Source organism: Enterocloster sp. OA13 (assembly GCF_022440595.1).
Lineage (GTDB): Bacteria > Bacillota > Clostridia > Lachnospirales > Lachnospiraceae > Enterocloster > Enterocloster hominis.
The window spans coordinates 2,756,675-2,772,879 of the sequence record NZ_JAKNTF010000001.1 but is presented as its reverse complement, the minus strand read 5'-3'; the positions used below and the strand labels follow the sequence as shown (position 1 = coordinate 2,772,879).

Annotated in this window: 13 protein-coding genes; 8 read left to right on the top strand and 5 right to left on the bottom strand. The window is 49.8% G+C overall.

The features are described from left to right. The first annotated feature begins 96 nt into the window (after nt 1-96). Both MCJ35_RS12285 and MCJ35_RS12280 read left to right on the top strand, forming a co-directional pair. Nucleotides 97-789 carry a response regulator transcription factor gene (locus MCJ35_RS12285; RefSeq protein ID WP_025486962.1) on the top strand — a complete coding sequence of 231 codons (693 nt, stop codon included), beginning with the start codon at nt 97-99 and terminating at the stop codon, nt 787-789. Further along, nucleotides 782-2,092: a HAMP domain-containing sensor histidine kinase gene (locus tag MCJ35_RS12280; RefSeq protein ID WP_025486963.1), complete on the top strand. Its 1,311-nt coding sequence runs from the start codon at nt 782-784 to the stop codon at nt 2,090-2,092. Before MCJ35_RS12285 ends, MCJ35_RS12280 begins: the two co-directional genes overlap by 8 nt. 141 nt (nt 2,093-2,233) lie before the next feature. Here MCJ35_RS12280 and MCJ35_RS12275 read toward each other — a convergent pair whose 3' ends face one another. Together MCJ35_RS12275 and MCJ35_RS12270 are read right to left on the bottom strand one after the other, a co-directional pair. Next, nucleotides 2,234-2,896, bottom strand: coding sequence for a copper amine oxidase N-terminal domain-containing protein (locus MCJ35_RS12275; protein ID WP_240299501.1), 663 nt, complete (start codon nt 2,894-2,896; stop codon nt 2,234-2,236). 1,083 nt (nt 2,897-3,979) lie between these two features. Next, nucleotides 3,980-4,576, bottom strand: a complete 597-nt coding sequence (locus MCJ35_RS12270; RefSeq protein ID WP_025486965.1) for a prolyl-tRNA synthetase associated domain-containing protein — start codon at nt 4,574-4,576, stop codon at nt 3,980-3,982. 227 nt (nt 4,577-4,803) lie between these two features. On the opposite strand from MCJ35_RS12270, the gene MCJ35_RS12265 reads away from it, so the two are divergent. Next, nucleotides 4,804-5,172, top strand: a complete 369-nt coding sequence (locus tag MCJ35_RS12265; RefSeq protein WP_008716881.1) for a RidA family protein — start codon at nt 4,804-4,806, stop codon at nt 5,170-5,172. A 140-nt stretch (nt 5,173-5,312) separates the two neighbouring features. Here the strand turns inward: MCJ35_RS12265 and hydA are convergent, their stop codons facing one another. Beyond that, nucleotides 5,313-6,698 carry a dihydropyrimidinase gene (hydA, locus tag MCJ35_RS12260; protein WP_040379506.1) on the bottom strand — a complete coding sequence of 462 codons (1,386 nt, stop codon included), beginning with the start codon at nt 6,696-6,698 and terminating at the stop codon, nt 5,313-5,315. Between the two features lie 43 nt (nt 6,699-6,741). Then, nucleotides 6,742-7,479, bottom strand: coding sequence for an isochorismatase family protein (locus MCJ35_RS12255; protein ID WP_025486966.1), 738 nt, complete (start codon nt 7,477-7,479; stop codon nt 6,742-6,744). Nucleotides 7,480-7,765: 286 nt separating this feature from the next. Here MCJ35_RS12255 and MCJ35_RS12250 point away from each other — a divergent pair, with 286 nt between their 5' ends. The 4 genes from MCJ35_RS12250 to MCJ35_RS12235 all read left to right on the top strand — a co-directional run bounded on the left by MCJ35_RS12250 (nt 7,766) and on the right by MCJ35_RS12235 (nt 13,848). Beyond that, nucleotides 7,766-9,349, top strand: a complete 1,584-nt coding sequence (locus MCJ35_RS12250; RefSeq protein ID WP_025486967.1) for a helix-turn-helix domain-containing protein — start codon at nt 7,766-7,768, stop codon at nt 9,347-9,349. A 73-nt stretch (nt 9,350-9,422) separates the two neighbouring features. Next, nucleotides 9,423-10,283, top strand: a complete 861-nt coding sequence (locus MCJ35_RS12245) for a DegV family protein (protein ID WP_025486968.1) — start codon at nt 9,423-9,425, stop codon at nt 10,281-10,283. Between the two features lie 15 nt (nt 10,284-10,298). Beyond that, nucleotides 10,299-11,654 carry a CapA family protein gene (locus MCJ35_RS12240; protein WP_025486969.1) on the top strand — a complete coding sequence of 452 codons (1,356 nt, stop codon included), beginning with the start codon at nt 10,299-10,301 and terminating at the stop codon, nt 11,652-11,654. Nucleotides 11,655-12,294: 640 nt separating this feature from the next. Next, on the top strand, nt 12,295-13,848 hold the full coding sequence (locus MCJ35_RS12235; RefSeq protein ID WP_025486970.1) for a polysaccharide deacetylase family protein: 1,554 nt from the start codon (nt 12,295-12,297) through the stop codon (nt 13,846-13,848). A 64-nt stretch (nt 13,849-13,912) separates the two neighbouring features. Here the strand turns inward: MCJ35_RS12235 and trpB are convergent, their stop codons facing one another. Beyond that, the gene (trpB, locus tag MCJ35_RS12230; protein ID WP_008716869.1) at nt 13,913-15,139 is read right to left on the bottom strand and encodes a tryptophan synthase subunit beta; all 1,227 of its coding nucleotides are present in this window, start codon (nt 15,137-15,139) and stop codon (nt 13,913-13,915) included. Nucleotides 15,140-15,439: 300 nt separating this feature from the next. Here trpB and MCJ35_RS12225 point away from each other — a divergent pair, with 300 nt between their 5' ends. After that, nucleotides 15,440-16,135 (top strand): aspartate/glutamate racemase family protein, encoded by a 696-nt coding sequence (locus MCJ35_RS12225; protein WP_240299500.1) that lies wholly within the window; start codon nt 15,440-15,442, stop codon nt 16,133-16,135. Nucleotides 16,136-16,205: the final 70 nt, after the last annotated feature.

Here is a 16,205-nt window from a genome sequence, read left to right as displayed (position 1 = left end):
GCATCTGAGATATAATAGAAAATAGTTTTACCATGCTGGGATATCCATGGCAGGGATATGGAACAAAAACATGCAATCATGAAGAGAGGTGTCAGGTTGGACAAGCGGAAGATTTTATTTGCAGATGACGATCCGGAGATACGCGAGGTAGTGAGGATCCTGCTGGAGAGCGAGGGATATCAGGTTGTGGAGGCAGAGAACGGGGAGCAGGCGGCGTCCATGGCAGACGATACATTCGACCTGATCATACTGGATGTGATGATGCCGGGACGTAATGGATTCTCAGCCTGCGCAGAGATACGCAGAAGGTTAAACACCCCCATCCTGTTCCTTACGGCCCGCACCCAGGATTCTGACAAGACCATGGGATTCGGGGCAGGCGGTGATGACTATCTTTCCAAACCATTTTCCTATGCGGAGCTGGCGGCCAGGGTAAAGGCCATGATACGCCGGTATCATATATATAAAGGAAAGGAGGAGGACGGAGAGGAATCCATAGCTGTTAAGGATCTGGTGATTCAGAAATCATTTAACGAGGTCATGAAAAATGGCGGGGAGATTCTTCTCACGGACCTGGAATACCGCATCCTTTTACTGCTGGCGTCCAACCGGGGCAAACTGTTTACCATTGAGAACATCTATGAGAGCGTCTGGGGGGAAGCCTATTATTACAGCGCCAATAATACGGTGATGGTCCATATCAGGAATCTTCGAAAGAAACTTGAGGCAGATCCGAAGAATCCCAAATATATTGTCAATGTATGGGGAAAGGGGTACCGCATTGAGTAAAAGAAGAAGTTTCAGCAGGCTGGGGACAGAGCTTACCATGGCGGCAGTGGCGTCGGCCCTTGTTTCACTGGCCCTGTATATGGCCCTTAATACAGTGCTGTTTGGCATACTGGACCGGGTTTGTTTCAGTGAAACCAGAATGATCATGAGGGAGCAGGCATGTGTGGGACGGCTCCAGGCATATGTGACAGGGAATGGACTGTCCACGGATGACAGTAAGATGCTGGACAAGTGGGCGTCAGGCGAGAAGAACCTTCTCATTACCATCTATAAAGACGGCAGGTTCCGTTACAGCAATGACGCCAAGGTGATGGTGATGGTCCCGGAAATGAATGAATGGGAAGATACTTCATGGCTCTATGAGGTGCAATTTGCAGACGGGACAGCCCAGGCAGGAGTAAGCTATTATGTGGAGTACGGCTACTATGCCGCTGCCAGTGTGCTGGGCGGCGTGATATCCATGACAGCGTTTGCCCTGATACTGGTCATGCTGATCCGCGGGAAAATCAGGTACATAGATTTGATGGAACAGGAGATACAGATACTGAAAGGAGGGGACCTGGATTACCGGATTACGGTGAAGGGAAAGGATGAGCTTGCCTCCCTGGCATCGGAAATCGATGCCATGCGCTGTGCCATCAAGGAACGGCAGCAGAAGGAGGAGGAAGCGGGAAAGGCGAACCGCGAACTTGTCACCGCCATGTCCCATGACCTGCGTACCCCCCTGACTTCCCTGTTAGGTTATGTGGACATACTCCAGATGGGAAAGGAGGGGGATGGCGGGCAGCAGAAAAAGTATCTGAATTCCATCCGGGAAAAGGCATACCAGATTAAGGAGCTTTCCGATAAATTGTTTGAGTATTTCATTGTGTACGGAAGGGAACGGGAGGAGCTTGAGAAAGAAGAGGTCAATGGAGCTGAATTCCTGGGCCAGATTGTGGAAGAGAGTCTTTTTGACATGGAGAGCGAGGGCTTTGACATCAGGCGCAGTTCCGATGAAATCAATTGCAGGCTTTTGGCGGACATCAATCTGTGCCGCCGGGTATTCGGAAATATTTTTTCCAATCTGTTAAAATACGCGGACAGGAACCGCCCGGTAACCGTATCCTATGAACAGCGGGAAGATTGTCTTATCATCTGTTTCGGCAACTATGTGGCAGGGGATGCAGATGTAAAGGAAAGCACAGGAATCGGCCTTAAGACCTGCGCAAAAATCATCGAGGACCATGGCGGGAGTTTTTATATCGGACAGGAGGACGGCTTTTTCCTGACACGGATAAGCTTTCCCCTCATCATTTCCTGATGCCTTGTTTTCCTGAAAATCCGTGCACAGTCATCACTGCCTAAAAGGGGCCGGAAAAATGAAGTTTGATTAACTCCGTTTTTCCGGCCCCTTGGCGTTGCTGATGTTCCGTTTCGTCCGTATCACATGATTCCGGTGTGGTTACTTAACTGTTCCTACAATCCTTATGTTCCCGCCCTCGTTAAACATCCCGCTGCAATTATACTGCCAGATGCCTTTTGATAAGGCAATCTCCTTTGCTGCATCCGCAGAACCGATTGTAATCCTCTGTTCTTTATTATTGGGGTCGAATAAAAATAAATCAACGGACCCGCCTTTAATGGTGGATGTGATATTTAAGGTTAAGACCTGATTGTCTTCAGCTTGGAATGAACCTGACTCGGATATATTAAAGGCATTTTTATTGCTTAGATTCATGACGGTATTTCCATCGGTAACAACATTGCCGATTATTTCGTGAGGGCGGCTGCCGTTGGAAACTAAATGGACCGTATCCTTCGTCCCATCCCATGTTACGGTATATCCAAGATATTCAAGTAATTCACCGACAGGCATGTAAAGGCTTGGATCCGTCTCATTATCCGCTGTAACCGCAACTAAAGGTTTAGTGAGCGGGACAGCAGCCCCGTCCAGTGTTACCTTGGCAGTACTTAAATCTGCTGACTTAATGCCGTTTGCCGCAAAAGCAGTGGTTATTCCCACGGTCCCAATGATAAATCCTATTGCCAGACTCTTAATATCTAATTTTTTCATGTTCAATCCTCCGACATCTGATTTCGCATATCCTATGTTCCATTCTATCACACTTCCTCGTAAGAGTAAATCAGGGACTTAGCTCTTGGGAAATTAACAAAAATGCCTTGAGATGGAATCGGCTTTATCGTATGGGTAAATATAATTATAAACAACTTCATAATTGGGGTATGCTAAAGGAAAAGGGGAGTGTTCCAATGAATGGGTTGTTTGGATGTATGAGATGCGAATAATATAAATAAACGGGGAATGTCCATGCTTTAGTTTTCAATGATTTAGCCATGCAATGAATATATGCTGTTCGTTATTCTGTATTATTGAGGACTCATCTTTTTTAATTTTTATTTCTATGATATAATACTACGATAGTATGATATGATTTTATACAATGCAAAAGCAATCGTTTAGATGACCGATAGTTGAGATAAATGTAATACAAAATATATTTTCTTAAGAATTAATCTTTATATGTAAAGGAGTGGTTACGATGATAAATCTGTAAATGTAAAAGAATAGGGATTTTTGCTCCAGGTGGATTTATTAGGTTTTCCGCATATGATGGAAGTGTATCAGCTATTCCGGCTCAGTATTGTACTGTTGATAAAACCTCCGCAACGACAAATGTTGTATATGCAGATATATGGTATGATACTACTGGATATGTTGGATTTCTAGTTAATGGACTGGCGGCAAACGTATATTTCACACAAACAATAAGTTTTGTGGATAACCAGGAAAATTATAACAAGATACAGTGCTATTTGAATTACGATATGTGATATTGATAAAGAAAAGTGAAAGGACCACTTTATATGGGAATACAATTTCTTTGGACTATCATTGTAGGAAAATTCCTTCAGGTTCTTATTAACATTATTTTATTTTCACCGGCCATATTAGTGGCATTACTTTTATATAATTATTTCGTCAAAAAAAAGTGATTTAATATGGATTAAAAGGCCTTACCCCATAAGTTAAGATATACTTGGCCTTCAGATAAACAGTTCTGCTATGTTAACTGTTTATCTGAAGGAATGAATATCAAAAAGCCCTTGGATAGGGCAAGCTTCAGACTATAGACAACCAGTCTCCAAAAAGGGATGGTTGTTTTTTTGTAAATAAGGAATCCTGCCCTCACTCCGCATACGGCAGATCCACAACCGTATAGGGATGCCCCGTGGCAGGCAGTATTTTATCAATCAAATCCCTGGTGCGCAGCAAAATGCTGGACGTATTCATACAGGGATGGCAGCCAAAGAATTCGCTGTCCAGCACGTCCTTGTCAATCAGCAGCCGTACCTGGTTTTCCTTATCGTTCATCAGGCCCAGAACCGTGACGGAGCCAGGTGTAAGGTCCATGAACTGTTCCATGAAATCAGGTTCCCCAAAGGAAAGGCGGGCGCTTCCAATCTGTTTGGAAAGCACTGCGGTCTTGAACTTTTTATTCCCGGGCATGAGAAGCAGGTAGAAATCGGTTTTCTGCGCATTGCGCAGGAACAGGTTCTTGCAGATTTCAGCGCCCAGAAGCTGGTCCACTTTGAGACATGCTTCAATGGTGGGAAGGGCATCATGGTCCACCCTGGTATAAGGCACACCAAGGGAATCCAGCAGGTCATATGCACGGATTTCTTTCTCCAGACGGCCTGTAAGGTCAGTTGGGCGGCCCTGGTATAATGTATGGTCAATGTGGTAAAGCGGAAGGGATTCCGCGGCTTTATTCGTATCTGTCATTTCTGCACCTCTTATTATATGGATTAATTGATGATTGGTTATTTCAGTTGAATGTAAGGACGCAAAAATCAGTATCATTATAGCACCGGAGAAAGTGGATGTCCATAAAAAACAGAGGAAAAACAGCGTATTTCCAATTGTTCTTGCAGTCAGGCGGCATATCTGCTATAATGAATATAGTTGAATGTGAACGCGATAACATAAAATGCAGGAGGAGGTATTTTAACATGGACATCATCAGTACAGAGAAGGCGCCCGGAGCAATCGGACCATATTCCCAGGGCTTTGAGGTGAACGGCCTGGTTTATACATCGGGCCAGATTCCCGTGGATCCGGCTGACGGCACCATCCCTCAGGGAATCGAGGCGCAGGCAGGACAGAGCTGCAGGAACGTGGGCGCTATCCTGGAAGCAGCGGGCAGCGGGTTTGACAAGGTATTCAAGACCACCTGTTTCCTGGCGGACATGGATGACTTCGCAGTATTTAACCAGGTGTATGCATCCTATTTTGTGTCCAAGCCGGCCAGGAGCTGTGTGGCTGTGAAGACATTGCCAAAGGGCGTGCTCTGCGAGATTGAAGCCATTGCAGTAAAGTAATGTCAAATAAAATGGGGTGTTGCAGGATGGCAGCCTCCACCGCGGAATCAGTACCTGCTAAACAGCAGATCATGCGCAGTGTGGAAGGGCCGCCTTTTGCAACACCCTATTTTGGCATATGGATACTATGCAGGGGTCAGTTATTTGTGATAATAATCGTAGCACAGGCCGTAGGGCCGGCATTTCTGCCATTGTCCCTTGCCGCGTTCGCCTACGAATACACCTTTTTGGGCTACCAGCCTGCCGCGCAGATACACCTGCTCAGGACGGCCCTGAATCTCGAATCCTTCAAATGGCTCATAATCAATCCCATGAAGGCTGTCCTTGTTGGTGATGACTCCTTTCCAGTCTGGGTCGAAGATGACAATGTCCGCGTCAGCCCCCACCCGCAGCTCGCCTTTGCCGGGAAGCCCCACCACCTTGGCGGGATTGGTTGCAAATAATTCCACGAATTTCTGCCGTGTGATTTTTCCCGTGCACACACCATAGGTCCACAGCAGGGCCAGACGGTCCTGGACGCCGGGGCAGCCATTGGGGACATTGGAGAAATTGGTTCCCTTTTTCTTGGCCCCCTCGTAACCGCCGTCCAGGGCACAATGGTCAGAACCCACGGCGGTAAGCCAGCCTTCCCGCACAGCATGCCACATGGCATCCACGTGCTCCTGGGGCCTGAGCGGCGGCGAGCATATGTACTTGGCGCCCTCAAAGCCAGGCTTGTCAAGATAATCAGTGGTAAGGGTCAGATAATGGGTACAGGTTTCTCCAAAGATGGGCCAGCCCTGGCTGTGTGCTTCACGGATTGCTTCCATGGCTTCCTTGGCGCTTACATGGACCACGAAAAGCGGACAGTCAGCCGCCTTGGCCAGTGCGATTGCACGTCCGGTTGCCTCTTCCTCCGCAATGGGGGGACGGGCATGATAGTGGTAGACCGGGGCGGTCTTGCCCTGGCTTAAATAATGGTTCGTCAGGATGGTGATGATATCTGCATTTTCCGCATGGACCATCATGGTGACACCTGCCTCTTTGGCGCGCATCATGGCGTTTAGGATTGCCTCGTCGTCGCAGTAAAAAGAAGTGCCTTTGTATGCCATGAACAGTTTCAGTGTGGCCACGCCCACCTCGGGCAGATGCCTGACTTCCTCAAAAACAGATTCCTTGGGGTCCATGATGACTGCATGAAATGCAAAATCCACAGAGGAGATATGTTCCGCCTTGGCGGCCTGGCGGCGGATGGCGTCTAAAAGGGGCACATCCTTTTCCTGCGGCGCAAAGTCCACAATGGTTGTGGTCCCTCCCACGGCCGCTGCCTCGGCGGTCTCAAAAAGCCGTCCACCAAAGGAGCCGTAGTGGACATGTTCATCCACGCCTCCCGGCAGTATGTATCTGCCTGTGGCATCCACAATCCGGTCCGCATCCACCTTCAGATTGAATCCAATCTGCCGGATGGTTTCTCCCTCAATGTAGAGGTCGCCTGTGAATTCGCTGGTAGCTGTGACAATGGTTCCATTTTTAATCAGAAGGCTCATGTTAACTCCTTTCATGGATGCATGATACGCCAGGAATCAATCATTACTGGTCCAAGGACCTTTCGTGTTTGGTGTATACGCTGGAATCGATTCCCTCCAGATACCTGACAACCTCGTCAACAGGAACCACGTCCGCGAATTTTGCCTCCATATCAAACAGGTTCCACTCAATGACGCCGGGAACACGGTCGCCCACAGTGCCTTCCGGTACAATGGTCTTAAATCCATAGCCGGTGGAATCCATGACCGTATGGCGTACACAGGCACAGGAGGTTGCTCCCATGACAATCAGGGTGTCCACGCCCAGGAAGTTAAGTGTCTGGGCAAGGTGGGTCCCGAAGAAATTAGAGGCGTATTTCTTATGGATGACAGGCTCTTCGGGAAGCGGTTTCAGTTTAGGGTCGATTTCCAGCCATTCGGAGTTGATGTCCAGGGCGCTCATGGGGATTTTCTCATCCCAGCGGGGAAGGTCCCACTGCTGCTTGCCGATATATCCCGTGGTTGTATGGAAAATGGGTACACCAGACTTACGTCCGGCTTCCAGCACCTTCAGGGCATTGGCACAGACCTCCTCGGAGTGGTCGCAGGTAAATGGATGGCCTTCACTCATCCATGCCCTTGCCATGTCCACGGTGGTGATGGCGGGAGCCTTTCCAAAACCCATCCTGCGCATGAAACCACGCTCTTTATAGATTTTACGTGCCTCAGCAAATGCCTTTTTAAGAAGTTCCTCATCAAACTCATAATGGTCCACAAACTTATAATCCTTGTTTTCTGCCATGAAGTATGTACTCCTTTCCTTTTGAACGCATATTATTGACACTTATTTTTCAACCTATGACTTTAAACTATGACTGGTGCGAAGCCTGTTCCGGACCAGGTGCACAAAAAGTAAAAATAACTAATTATACCAGCAATATAATTATATTTTTGTGCATATCGCTGTCATGCCTATAGTATAACAATGTCAGATTCATTTGGAAAGGGATTCAGGCCTTTTGTCAGACCGTGTACCGTGACAGCTGTCTGCCATGTAAAAACAGGAATATCATGAGGAGGAGATTACCATGACTGAGAAAAAACTGTCTACCCTGGGCTATCTTATGGATAGGCTGGGGCTTTCCACGGCAGGCCTGGCGCGCAGGCTTCATGTGGATGCCAGCCTGGTCAGCAAATGGCGCAGCGGAAACCGCCGCCTGAATGTAAAGTCCGTGTATTTTGAGGATATCTGTGAAATGCTTCTGGGGCAGGACAGGACAGCCCTGTGCGATGCCCTGCGCTCCCTGATCCCACTGGAGGACGAGGCGGCGCCAATGGATGAGGCCGTCCTTTTAAGGCGGGTCCTGACTGACCGCCATTTTACGGTACCCAGGGCATTTACCCTGCGGACAGAGGCAGTGTGCACGGCGGAGATAGCTGTCTATACCAGCACGGAAGGAAGGCGGCAGGCAATATCCGACCTTTTGGATGTGGCCGAGGCCATGGAACATCCGGGGGAAATGCTATATGTGGATTCGGAACAGAGCCGTTGGCTGCTGGAGGATATGGATTTTGCCAGGACCTGGGTCAGGCGGATGCTTAAGCTTTTAGACCGGGGATTCACCTTCCGGGCCGCGTTGCATTTTTCTGTTTCCGTTGACGGGTTCATATCGTTTTTCCAGCTGTGCAGCCCTCTTATGTTCCATCGCAATGCACACTGGTATTATCATCAGTATTATGACGAAAATATATACTGGTTTTCCTTTTTCATCCTGGAACATGCAATGAGTGTTACCGGGATGTCAATGGCCACGGACCAGACCTCCACCACGGTCTATACGGACGCATATTCCATCCTCCAGCACAGGAACGTGTTCCATATGGTGCTGGCCAGCTGCCGCCCCATGTTCACGGAGCTTACCATTGATATGGAACATGGATCAATCAGCGGTCTGGACGGCCTTGCCCGGGAAGGGGAAAAGCTTTTATCCTATCTTCCCGCGCCTGCATTCATGACAGTGGGGGAAAAACTGATGGATGACATCCTTCAGGAAAATGGGGTATCAGGGCTTGCCGCACTGCGGTGCAGGCAGGTGAACCGGTTCCTGCGCCGGATGACGGAAGGGCAATTGACGGGATGCCAGCCGACGGAAGGGCAATTGACGGGATGCCAGCCGGCGGGTGGGAGTCTGCCGGGAGGCCAGCCGCCGGGAGGAGATCCAGAGGAAAAACATCTGCCGGGAACCGGGGAGGAAATCATCCAGATCCTGCAGCTGGATGAGATGAAATGCCGTATCCGCACACGTTTTGTAAGCACCAGCCTGTCGCTTATCTGCGGCCGCCAGGTGGTTATTTCCCCGTTTCACTATGCCAGGGGACTGGAGGAATTAGCTGGGCGCATGGAACAATTTCCCTCCTACCGGCTGTTTCTTGCAGACAGGACGGACGATATCTGCCTGCCTGATATAAACTGCTGGTGCCACGGCACCTCATGGATGGTCCAGATGGATGCACAGGGGTTCAGGGTCTGCCGGGAGTCCACACTATCCGGTGCAGCCTATATCACCCTGGAACAGGCATGGCGCAGGGTCCCTCCTGCCCGCAAGGACAGGGATGCGGTGCTGTCTGTCCTTCGGTCATTGATTGCCTACATTAAGGATTGCATTTTATAATGCATACTGTTATAATAAGTAGTAATCAATACTACATGTTAAAAGCATGGATAAGAAACCGGAGGACTTTTGTATGACCTACAAAATTATTGGAGACAGCTGTCTTGATCTGACAGATGAGTTAAAGAAGGATTCCAGATTCCAGATGATACCGCTTACGCTGCAGGTCGGTAATGCAACCGTGGTGGATGATGAGACATTTGACCAGAAGAAATTCATAGATATGGTAAAGGCCTGCCCGGAATGCCCGAAGACAGCATGCCCTTCGCCGGAGACATTTAAGGAAGCGTATGAGGCGGCGGATGCAGAGGGAGTATTTGTAATCACCCTGTCAGGACATCTGAGCGGCAGTTATAATTCAGCGGCGCTGGCCAAGAAGCTGTATGAGGAAGAGCAGGCGGAAAAGGGCGAACAGGCCCAGAAAAAGCAGGTAGCAGTCATCGACTCATTATCCGCGTCCTCAGGCGAGCTTAATATTGGTCTGTTCATCCAGAACCTGTGTGAAGCCGGGCTGGAATTTGACCAGGTCCTTGAGAAAGCCCTTGCGTTCAGGGACAGGATGCATACCTACTTTGTCCTGGAGAGCCTGGATACACTGCGCAAGAACGGAAGGCTTTCAGGGCTGCAGGCATTTTTTGCAACCGCACTTAATATCAAGCCGGTCATGGGCGCCGATGCAGGCGTCATCATCAAGCTGGACCAGGCCAGGGGAATCAACAAGGCGCTCCAGCGTATGTGCGATATCGCGGTAAAAGAAGCAGGAGATACAAAGGATAAGGTGGCGGTGGTCTGCCATGTGAACAACGCGGAGCGGGCAGAGTATACAAGGACAGAGCTTATGAAGAGAGGGCAGTTTAAAGACGTCCTGGTTACAACCGCGGCCGGGGTAGCCACTGTATATGCCAATGACGGAGGAATCATCCTGGCAATTTGACGTAAGAGGTTTTGAATGAACAGAAGGAACATAATGCTGACAGCCGTGATTATCCTTGGAATCATGCTGGCAGGAATAACCGGATATCTTGTGTGGAGCGCCACCCATAACAGATACGTGAAGGCGGAGGATATAGGCTCCTTCAAAGACAGCGCACCGGATATGGAAATGTCCGGCGGATCAGGGAATCCGGTTCAGGCGGAAGGCAGGCCGGAGGATGGAGACAGCCTGCATGGAAACCGGGGCGGGAACGAACCCTGGGACAGCGACGGGCCATGGGACCCTGCATCTGAGGGACAGCTGGCAAAAGCAGGGGACGGCCAGGGGCCTGGAACGGATGGGGCTTCCCTGGAAGATGGTCTGGGAACAGCCGCAAACGGACAGGACCAGGACATGGACAATGGGGAGCCTGGTGTGGATGGGGCAGAGGACCCTGTCATCCACTTTGTGTTTGCAGGGGACATACTTTTATCAGACCATGTACTGGGCGCCTATGATAAGGCCGGGAATATAAGCGGTGTGGTGGATGGGACGTTCCGTTCCATCATTGACAGCAGCGATGTATTCATGGTAAATGAGGAATTTCCATTCAGCAACAGGGGAGCGGCAGCGGCGGATAAACAGTTCACCTTCCGCCTGCCTCCTGAGAAGGCATCCATATTCCAGGAGCTGGGAATCGACATCGTGACCCTTGCCAACAACCATGCCCTGGATTTTGGGACCGATGCCCTGCTGGACACATGTGATACACTGGATCAGGCCGGAATATTCAGGGTAGGCGCAGGCGCCAACCTGGATGAGGCAAAAAAGCCGGTCATCATGGAAATAAAAGGAAAGAAAATCGGCTTTCTCGGAGCATCCAGGGTAATCCCCGTGGGTTCGTGGAATGCCACTGCCAATGGCCCGGGTATGCTGACCACCTATGACCCGGCCCTGCTGCTGGAAGAGATAAAGAAAGCCAAAGAAGCATGCGATTTTGTTATCGTATATGTGCACTGGGGAATTGAGCGGGATGAACGCCCCCAGGAGTACCAGAGGACCATGGGGAAACAGTATATTGACGCGGGGGCCGACATGGTAATCGGCAGCCACCCCCATGTGCTTCAGGGAATGGAATATTATAAAGGGAAGCCCATTATATACAGTCTTGGTAATTTCATATTCGGCAGCAGCATTCCCAGGACAGCGCTCCTTAAGGCTGACTGGGACGGGGAGGCGCTTTCACTTGAGATGGTGCCAGGTACTTCCTCCGGCGGATATACGCGCGCCATAACCGAAGATGCAAAAAAGCAGGAGTTTTACCAGTATATGACCAGCATATCTTATGATGTCATGGTTAATGAGGAGATAAGGGCAATGTCTGAAGAATAGGCCGGGAAGCATCATTCCCGAAGCAGTCCGGGGGCAGGCGGGTAGCCATGTCCCCGGACTGCTGATTGTATTGGAGTACAATGTGTCCGGTGATATTTGCGTTGGAGCGCAATATGTCCGATGTTGTTTGCGCTGGAGTGCAGTGTGCCCGGTGTTGTTTGAGCTGAAGCGCCATGCGCCCGGCTGCCGATTGTCCTGACCCGTCATGTGGACTGAATGTCCCTGCTGGTATATATGTGTCACACATCCTGAAATTAAGAAAATATTGGCCTCGGATGATTCCTGATAAATATGGAATGATCCGGGCCTTTTTATTTTGTACGATTCCAGGATTCCAGGCTTGATAGCCGGAGATTCCCTACTCCTCTTTCTGAAACTATTCTTTCAATTTCATTAAATCCATAGACAGAATCCCTGCATATGATTACAATGGAAAGGCTGGTCTGGAATCAGCATTATTTTCGTAGATGTGAAACTTTTTCACATGTTTTTCCGTCTAATAGAGTAAAGTGATTAACCCAGTACCGCGTTGCGCAAATAACTGTGAATAGGGTGCCTGATATCTGTATCGGCGGCAGCGTGCCTCATATCAGTATCGTTATGCCAAGGCGGCATTAGGTTATACAGGAGATAAATATAGATGATTTATAACACAAAGAAAAAGGCAAATAAAGCTGCCCATACAAAATCCTTATACAAGAAGAAACCTGCCGGCTTCAAACCGCGCAGGCAGCCCAGCAGAACACGCCGTGCCAAAATCCGCAGGGAAGGCGTCCACTCAACCCTGCAGTTTGGAGGAAAGCTTACCATGGTCCTGGTGGCCGTGTTCTGTGTGGCACAACTATTTTACTACGGAAAGAACTTGTCCGCCGGGGACCATGGTTTCTTTTCCTCTGCCTGGACAGCCGTAATCGGGGCAGGCATGAACGGGGGAGAGGGGAATGGAGGAATTATGGGAGGAAACGGAACTGCCGGGCCAGGTGGAAGCGGTGAGGATGGAAACGGTAATTCCGGCGGCGGTATAGGAACCAGTCAATCGGATGCGGACAGCGGTGACGCAGAAGGGACGGGTACGGACCGTACAGATACGGACAAAAACCGCACAGATGCGGATCAGGCAAATTCAAATAGCACGGACGCAAATAATACAGACATAAATAATACGGATAAAAACAATGCGGATACAAACAATACGGATACAAATAATACAGGTATAAATAATACAGGTTCAAATAGTACAGATCACAATAGTGTGGATCCCAATAGTACGGATCCCAATAGTACGAATCCTAATAGTGCGAATCCCAATAACGGCAATTCCAAGGCAAAAGCTGAACTCACAGGCCCTGGCCGGAATCAAAACCTTCCGCCTTTCACGGGGGCTGTCTCAGGCGCTGCGCCGGGAACTGCTGTTTCAGATGGCGCTGAGAAAGTCACGGCGCCGGACCTTAAGACCATTGAGCCGCTGGGAGGATCCGGCAATGAATATGGACCAGCCGTGGCGGCAGGTCCATCAGCCGCCGCACCATCGGCAGAAAGCGTTGATCCCTCAGGAAAACTGTCCTCAATCCCAGGGCCTGTGGATGCGTCAAAACCCATGATTGCATTTACCTTTGATGACGGTCCTTTCACAAAGGTGGATCAGAGGATCCTGGACGTATTGGATGCCTATGGAGGCAGGGCCACCTTCTTTATTGTTGGAAGCCGTGTCAATGATTATAAAGATACCCTGAAACGGATCCACAACTCCGGGTCCGAAATCGGAAACCATACATATAACCATAAAAACCTGGAAAATCTTGCTCCGGAGGAAGTCATTTCCCAGGTAGAGATGACCAATGACGCAGTGGAGGCAGTGACCGGCTTCCGGCCCAAACTGGTACGGGTGCCTTACGGCGCATTTAAGGGACAGGTATCAGGGCTTGTATCCTATCCCATGATTCAGTGGAATATTGATACGGAAGACTGGTCCAGTAAGGATAAGGACGCCATTCTTTCCACCTTGTTATCCCAGGCAAAGGATGGGAGCATCATACTGATGCATGACCTTTATCCATCCACGGCGGAAGCCTTTGAGGCAGCGGTCCCACAACTGGTTGCCCAGGGTTACCAGCTTGTCACGGTCAGCGAGATGTATGCTGCCAAAGGTGTCCCCCTGGAAGCAGGCCAGGTATATTTTAATATCCGAAAATAGGAATTATATGGAAAACAGGAGGCCCCTTCAGGCCTCCTGTCCATTTTCATGTATCTGGCATGATTTATTCCTGTCCGTCTAAAAACTGTTCCCCATAACCATAATGCTCAACCACGTAATCAATATCCTTATCGCCCCTGCCGCTTAAGCATACCAGGATGGAACCCTGCCTCATCTCTTTTGCCCTGCGCATGGCGTAGGCAACGGCATGGGAGCTTTCAATGGCTGGGATGATTCCTTCGTACCGGGATAATTTGAAAAATGCTTCCATGGCTTCCTCGTCGCTGACCGTCTCGTATCTGACCCGTCCAAGGTCATGGAGGAACGCGTGTTCTGGTCCCACGGATGGGTAATCCAGGCCGCTGGCAATGGAATAAACCGGAGCCGGTTCACCATTTTCATCTTTTAACATGATGCTTTCAAAGCCGTGCATGATGCCCTTCTCGCCGAATTTCATGGAAGCTGCATGGTCGCCCAGCTTTTCACCTCTTCCAAGAGGTTCAATTCCGGTAATGTCTACCGGGTCATCTAAAAACGGGATGAACATGCCGATGGAGTTGCTGCCTCCTCCCACGCAGGCGCACACTTCATCCGGAAACATGCCTGTCATCTCATAGAACTGGTCCCTGGCCTCATATCCCACAACCGACTGGAAATCCCGCACCATCAGTGGGAAGGGATGCGGGCCTAAAGCGGAACCGATGCAGTAGATGGAGTCCTTGTAGTTTTTGGCATAGGATTCAAATGCAGAATCCACTGCTTCCTTTAAGGTCTTAAGGCCATGGGTGACCGGTACGACCTTTGCCCCCAGGATCTTCATCCTGGTAACATTGGGGGCCTGCTTTGCAATGTCAACTTCACCCATGTGTATCTCGCATTCCAGGCCAAAGAAGGCGGCGGCCGTTGCCAGGGCCACGCCGTGCTGTCCCGCGCCTGTTTCTGCAATCAGACGCTTCTTGCCCATGAACTTGGCGAGGAGGCCCTCGCCCATGCAGTGGTTCAGCTTATGGGCGCCGGTATGGTTTAAATCCTCCCGCTTCAGGTAAATCTGGCAGTTCCCGATTTTCTTGGACAGACGCTCACAGTGGTAAACCGGCGTGGGCCTGCCCTGGAACTCCTTGCGTATCCTGCGCAGTTCATTGATGAACTGGGAAGAGTGGCAGATGGTCTGGTAGGCGTCTGCGATTTCCTCAAAAGCAGGAACCAGTTCATCGGTCAGGTAAGCGCCGCCGTAAGGGCCAAAACGGCCGTCCTTATCGGGATAGTTCTTTAAATATGTCCTGTAATCCATATCCTTCTCCTTTAACGTATCGTGATGTTATCCATTATAGCTTTATTTGGGGCACATTTCAATCGCATTTCAGCTTGAAAACAGCTGGTGTCAGTAGTATCCTGTATCTATAGACATAAAAAGCCGGAATTCCAGTATGGTTCAGCTGATCTGGGCCAGGGCGTGCTTTACCCTAAGTGGGTACCTTTGGTGGATTCCTGTGGATCCCTTAGGGCAGAAGGCGGGAATGTATGTTCAGACACACCCTGGATGCTTCATCCAGCCATATGGATAAAGGCAGAGTATACGGAGGTATATGCCATGAAAAAATTGGGATTGGTGGGTGGGATGGGACCGGAATCCACGGTTCCCTATTACAGGGGGATCATCTATGGGGTCCGTGAGAGGATGGGAGAAAATGTACTGCCTTTTCTTTCACTGGAAAGTGTGAATGTATTTGACATCCAGAGGTTCTGCAACGAAGGGCGCTACGAGGAGCTGACCGCTTACCTGCTGGCCGCAGTCAGGAACCTTGCGGCGGCCGGGGCGGAGGTCGGCGCACTGTCCGCCAACACGCCCCATATCGTATTTGACCAGCTGAAGAAGCAGACGCCCATCCCTCTGGTAAGTATCATCGAAGCTGCCTGTGGGGAAGCAAACAGGCGGGGACTGACAAGACTGGGGCTGATGGGGACAATATTTACCATGAAAGGCAGCTTTTTTCAAAGGCCCTTTGAAGAAAGCGGCATCCAGGTCATAAGTCCCCGGGAAGATGAGATGGAATATATCAATGAGAAAATATACACGGAACTGGAATTTGCGGATGTCAGGGAAGAGACACAGGAAGGGCTTGTGAGGATCATAAGGAGGATGGTGGAGGAAGATGGCATACAGGCCGTCATTCTGGGCTGCACCGAACTGCCGCTGGCCCTCAATGACCGGATTTCCCCGGTGCCATGTCTGGATACCATGAAGATACATGTGCGGGCGCTGGTAGAAGAGATAATCAGTGGGTAGGAACCGGGAGACAGCCGGAAGGGAAGTAAAGGGCATACGTGCAGTACTTCCCGGCGGATGGAAGCAATAA

Bases quoted from the DNA above. Each gene is read 5' to 3' on its own strand.
- trpB (WP_008716869.1), bottom strand. From the start codon at position 15,139: ATGGATTACAGGACATATTTAAAGAACTATCCCGATAAGGACGGCCGT.
- MCJ35_RS12255 (WP_025486966.1), bottom strand. From the start codon at position 7,479: ATGGCAGAAAACAAGGATTATAAGTTTGTGGACCATTATGAGTTTGAT.
- MCJ35_RS12245 (WP_025486968.1), top strand. From the start codon at position 9,423: ATGACCTACAAAATTATTGGAGACAGCTGTCTTGATCTGACAGATGAG.
- MCJ35_RS12265 (WP_008716881.1), top strand. From the start codon at position 4,804: ATGGACATCATCAGTACAGAGAAGGCGCCCGGAGCAATCGGACCATAT.
- MCJ35_RS12270 (WP_025486965.1), bottom strand. From the start codon at position 4,576: ATGACAGATACGAATAAAGCCGCGGAATCCCTTCCGCTTTACCACATT.
- MCJ35_RS12240 (WP_025486969.1), top strand. From the start codon at position 10,299: ATGAACAGAAGGAACATAATGCTGACAGCCGTGATTATCCTTGGAATC.
- MCJ35_RS12235 (WP_025486970.1), top strand. From the start codon at position 12,295: ATGATTTATAACACAAAGAAAAAGGCAAATAAAGCTGCCCATACAAAA.
- MCJ35_RS12250 (WP_025486967.1), top strand. From the start codon at position 7,766: ATGACTGAGAAAAAACTGTCTACCCTGGGCTATCTTATGGATAGGCTG.
- MCJ35_RS12225 (WP_240299500.1), top strand. From the start codon at position 15,440: ATGAAAAAATTGGGATTGGTGGGTGGGATGGGACCGGAATCCACGGTT.
- hydA (WP_040379506.1), bottom strand. From the start codon at position 6,698: ATGAGCCTTCTGATTAAAAATGGAACCATTGTCACAGCTACCAGCGAA.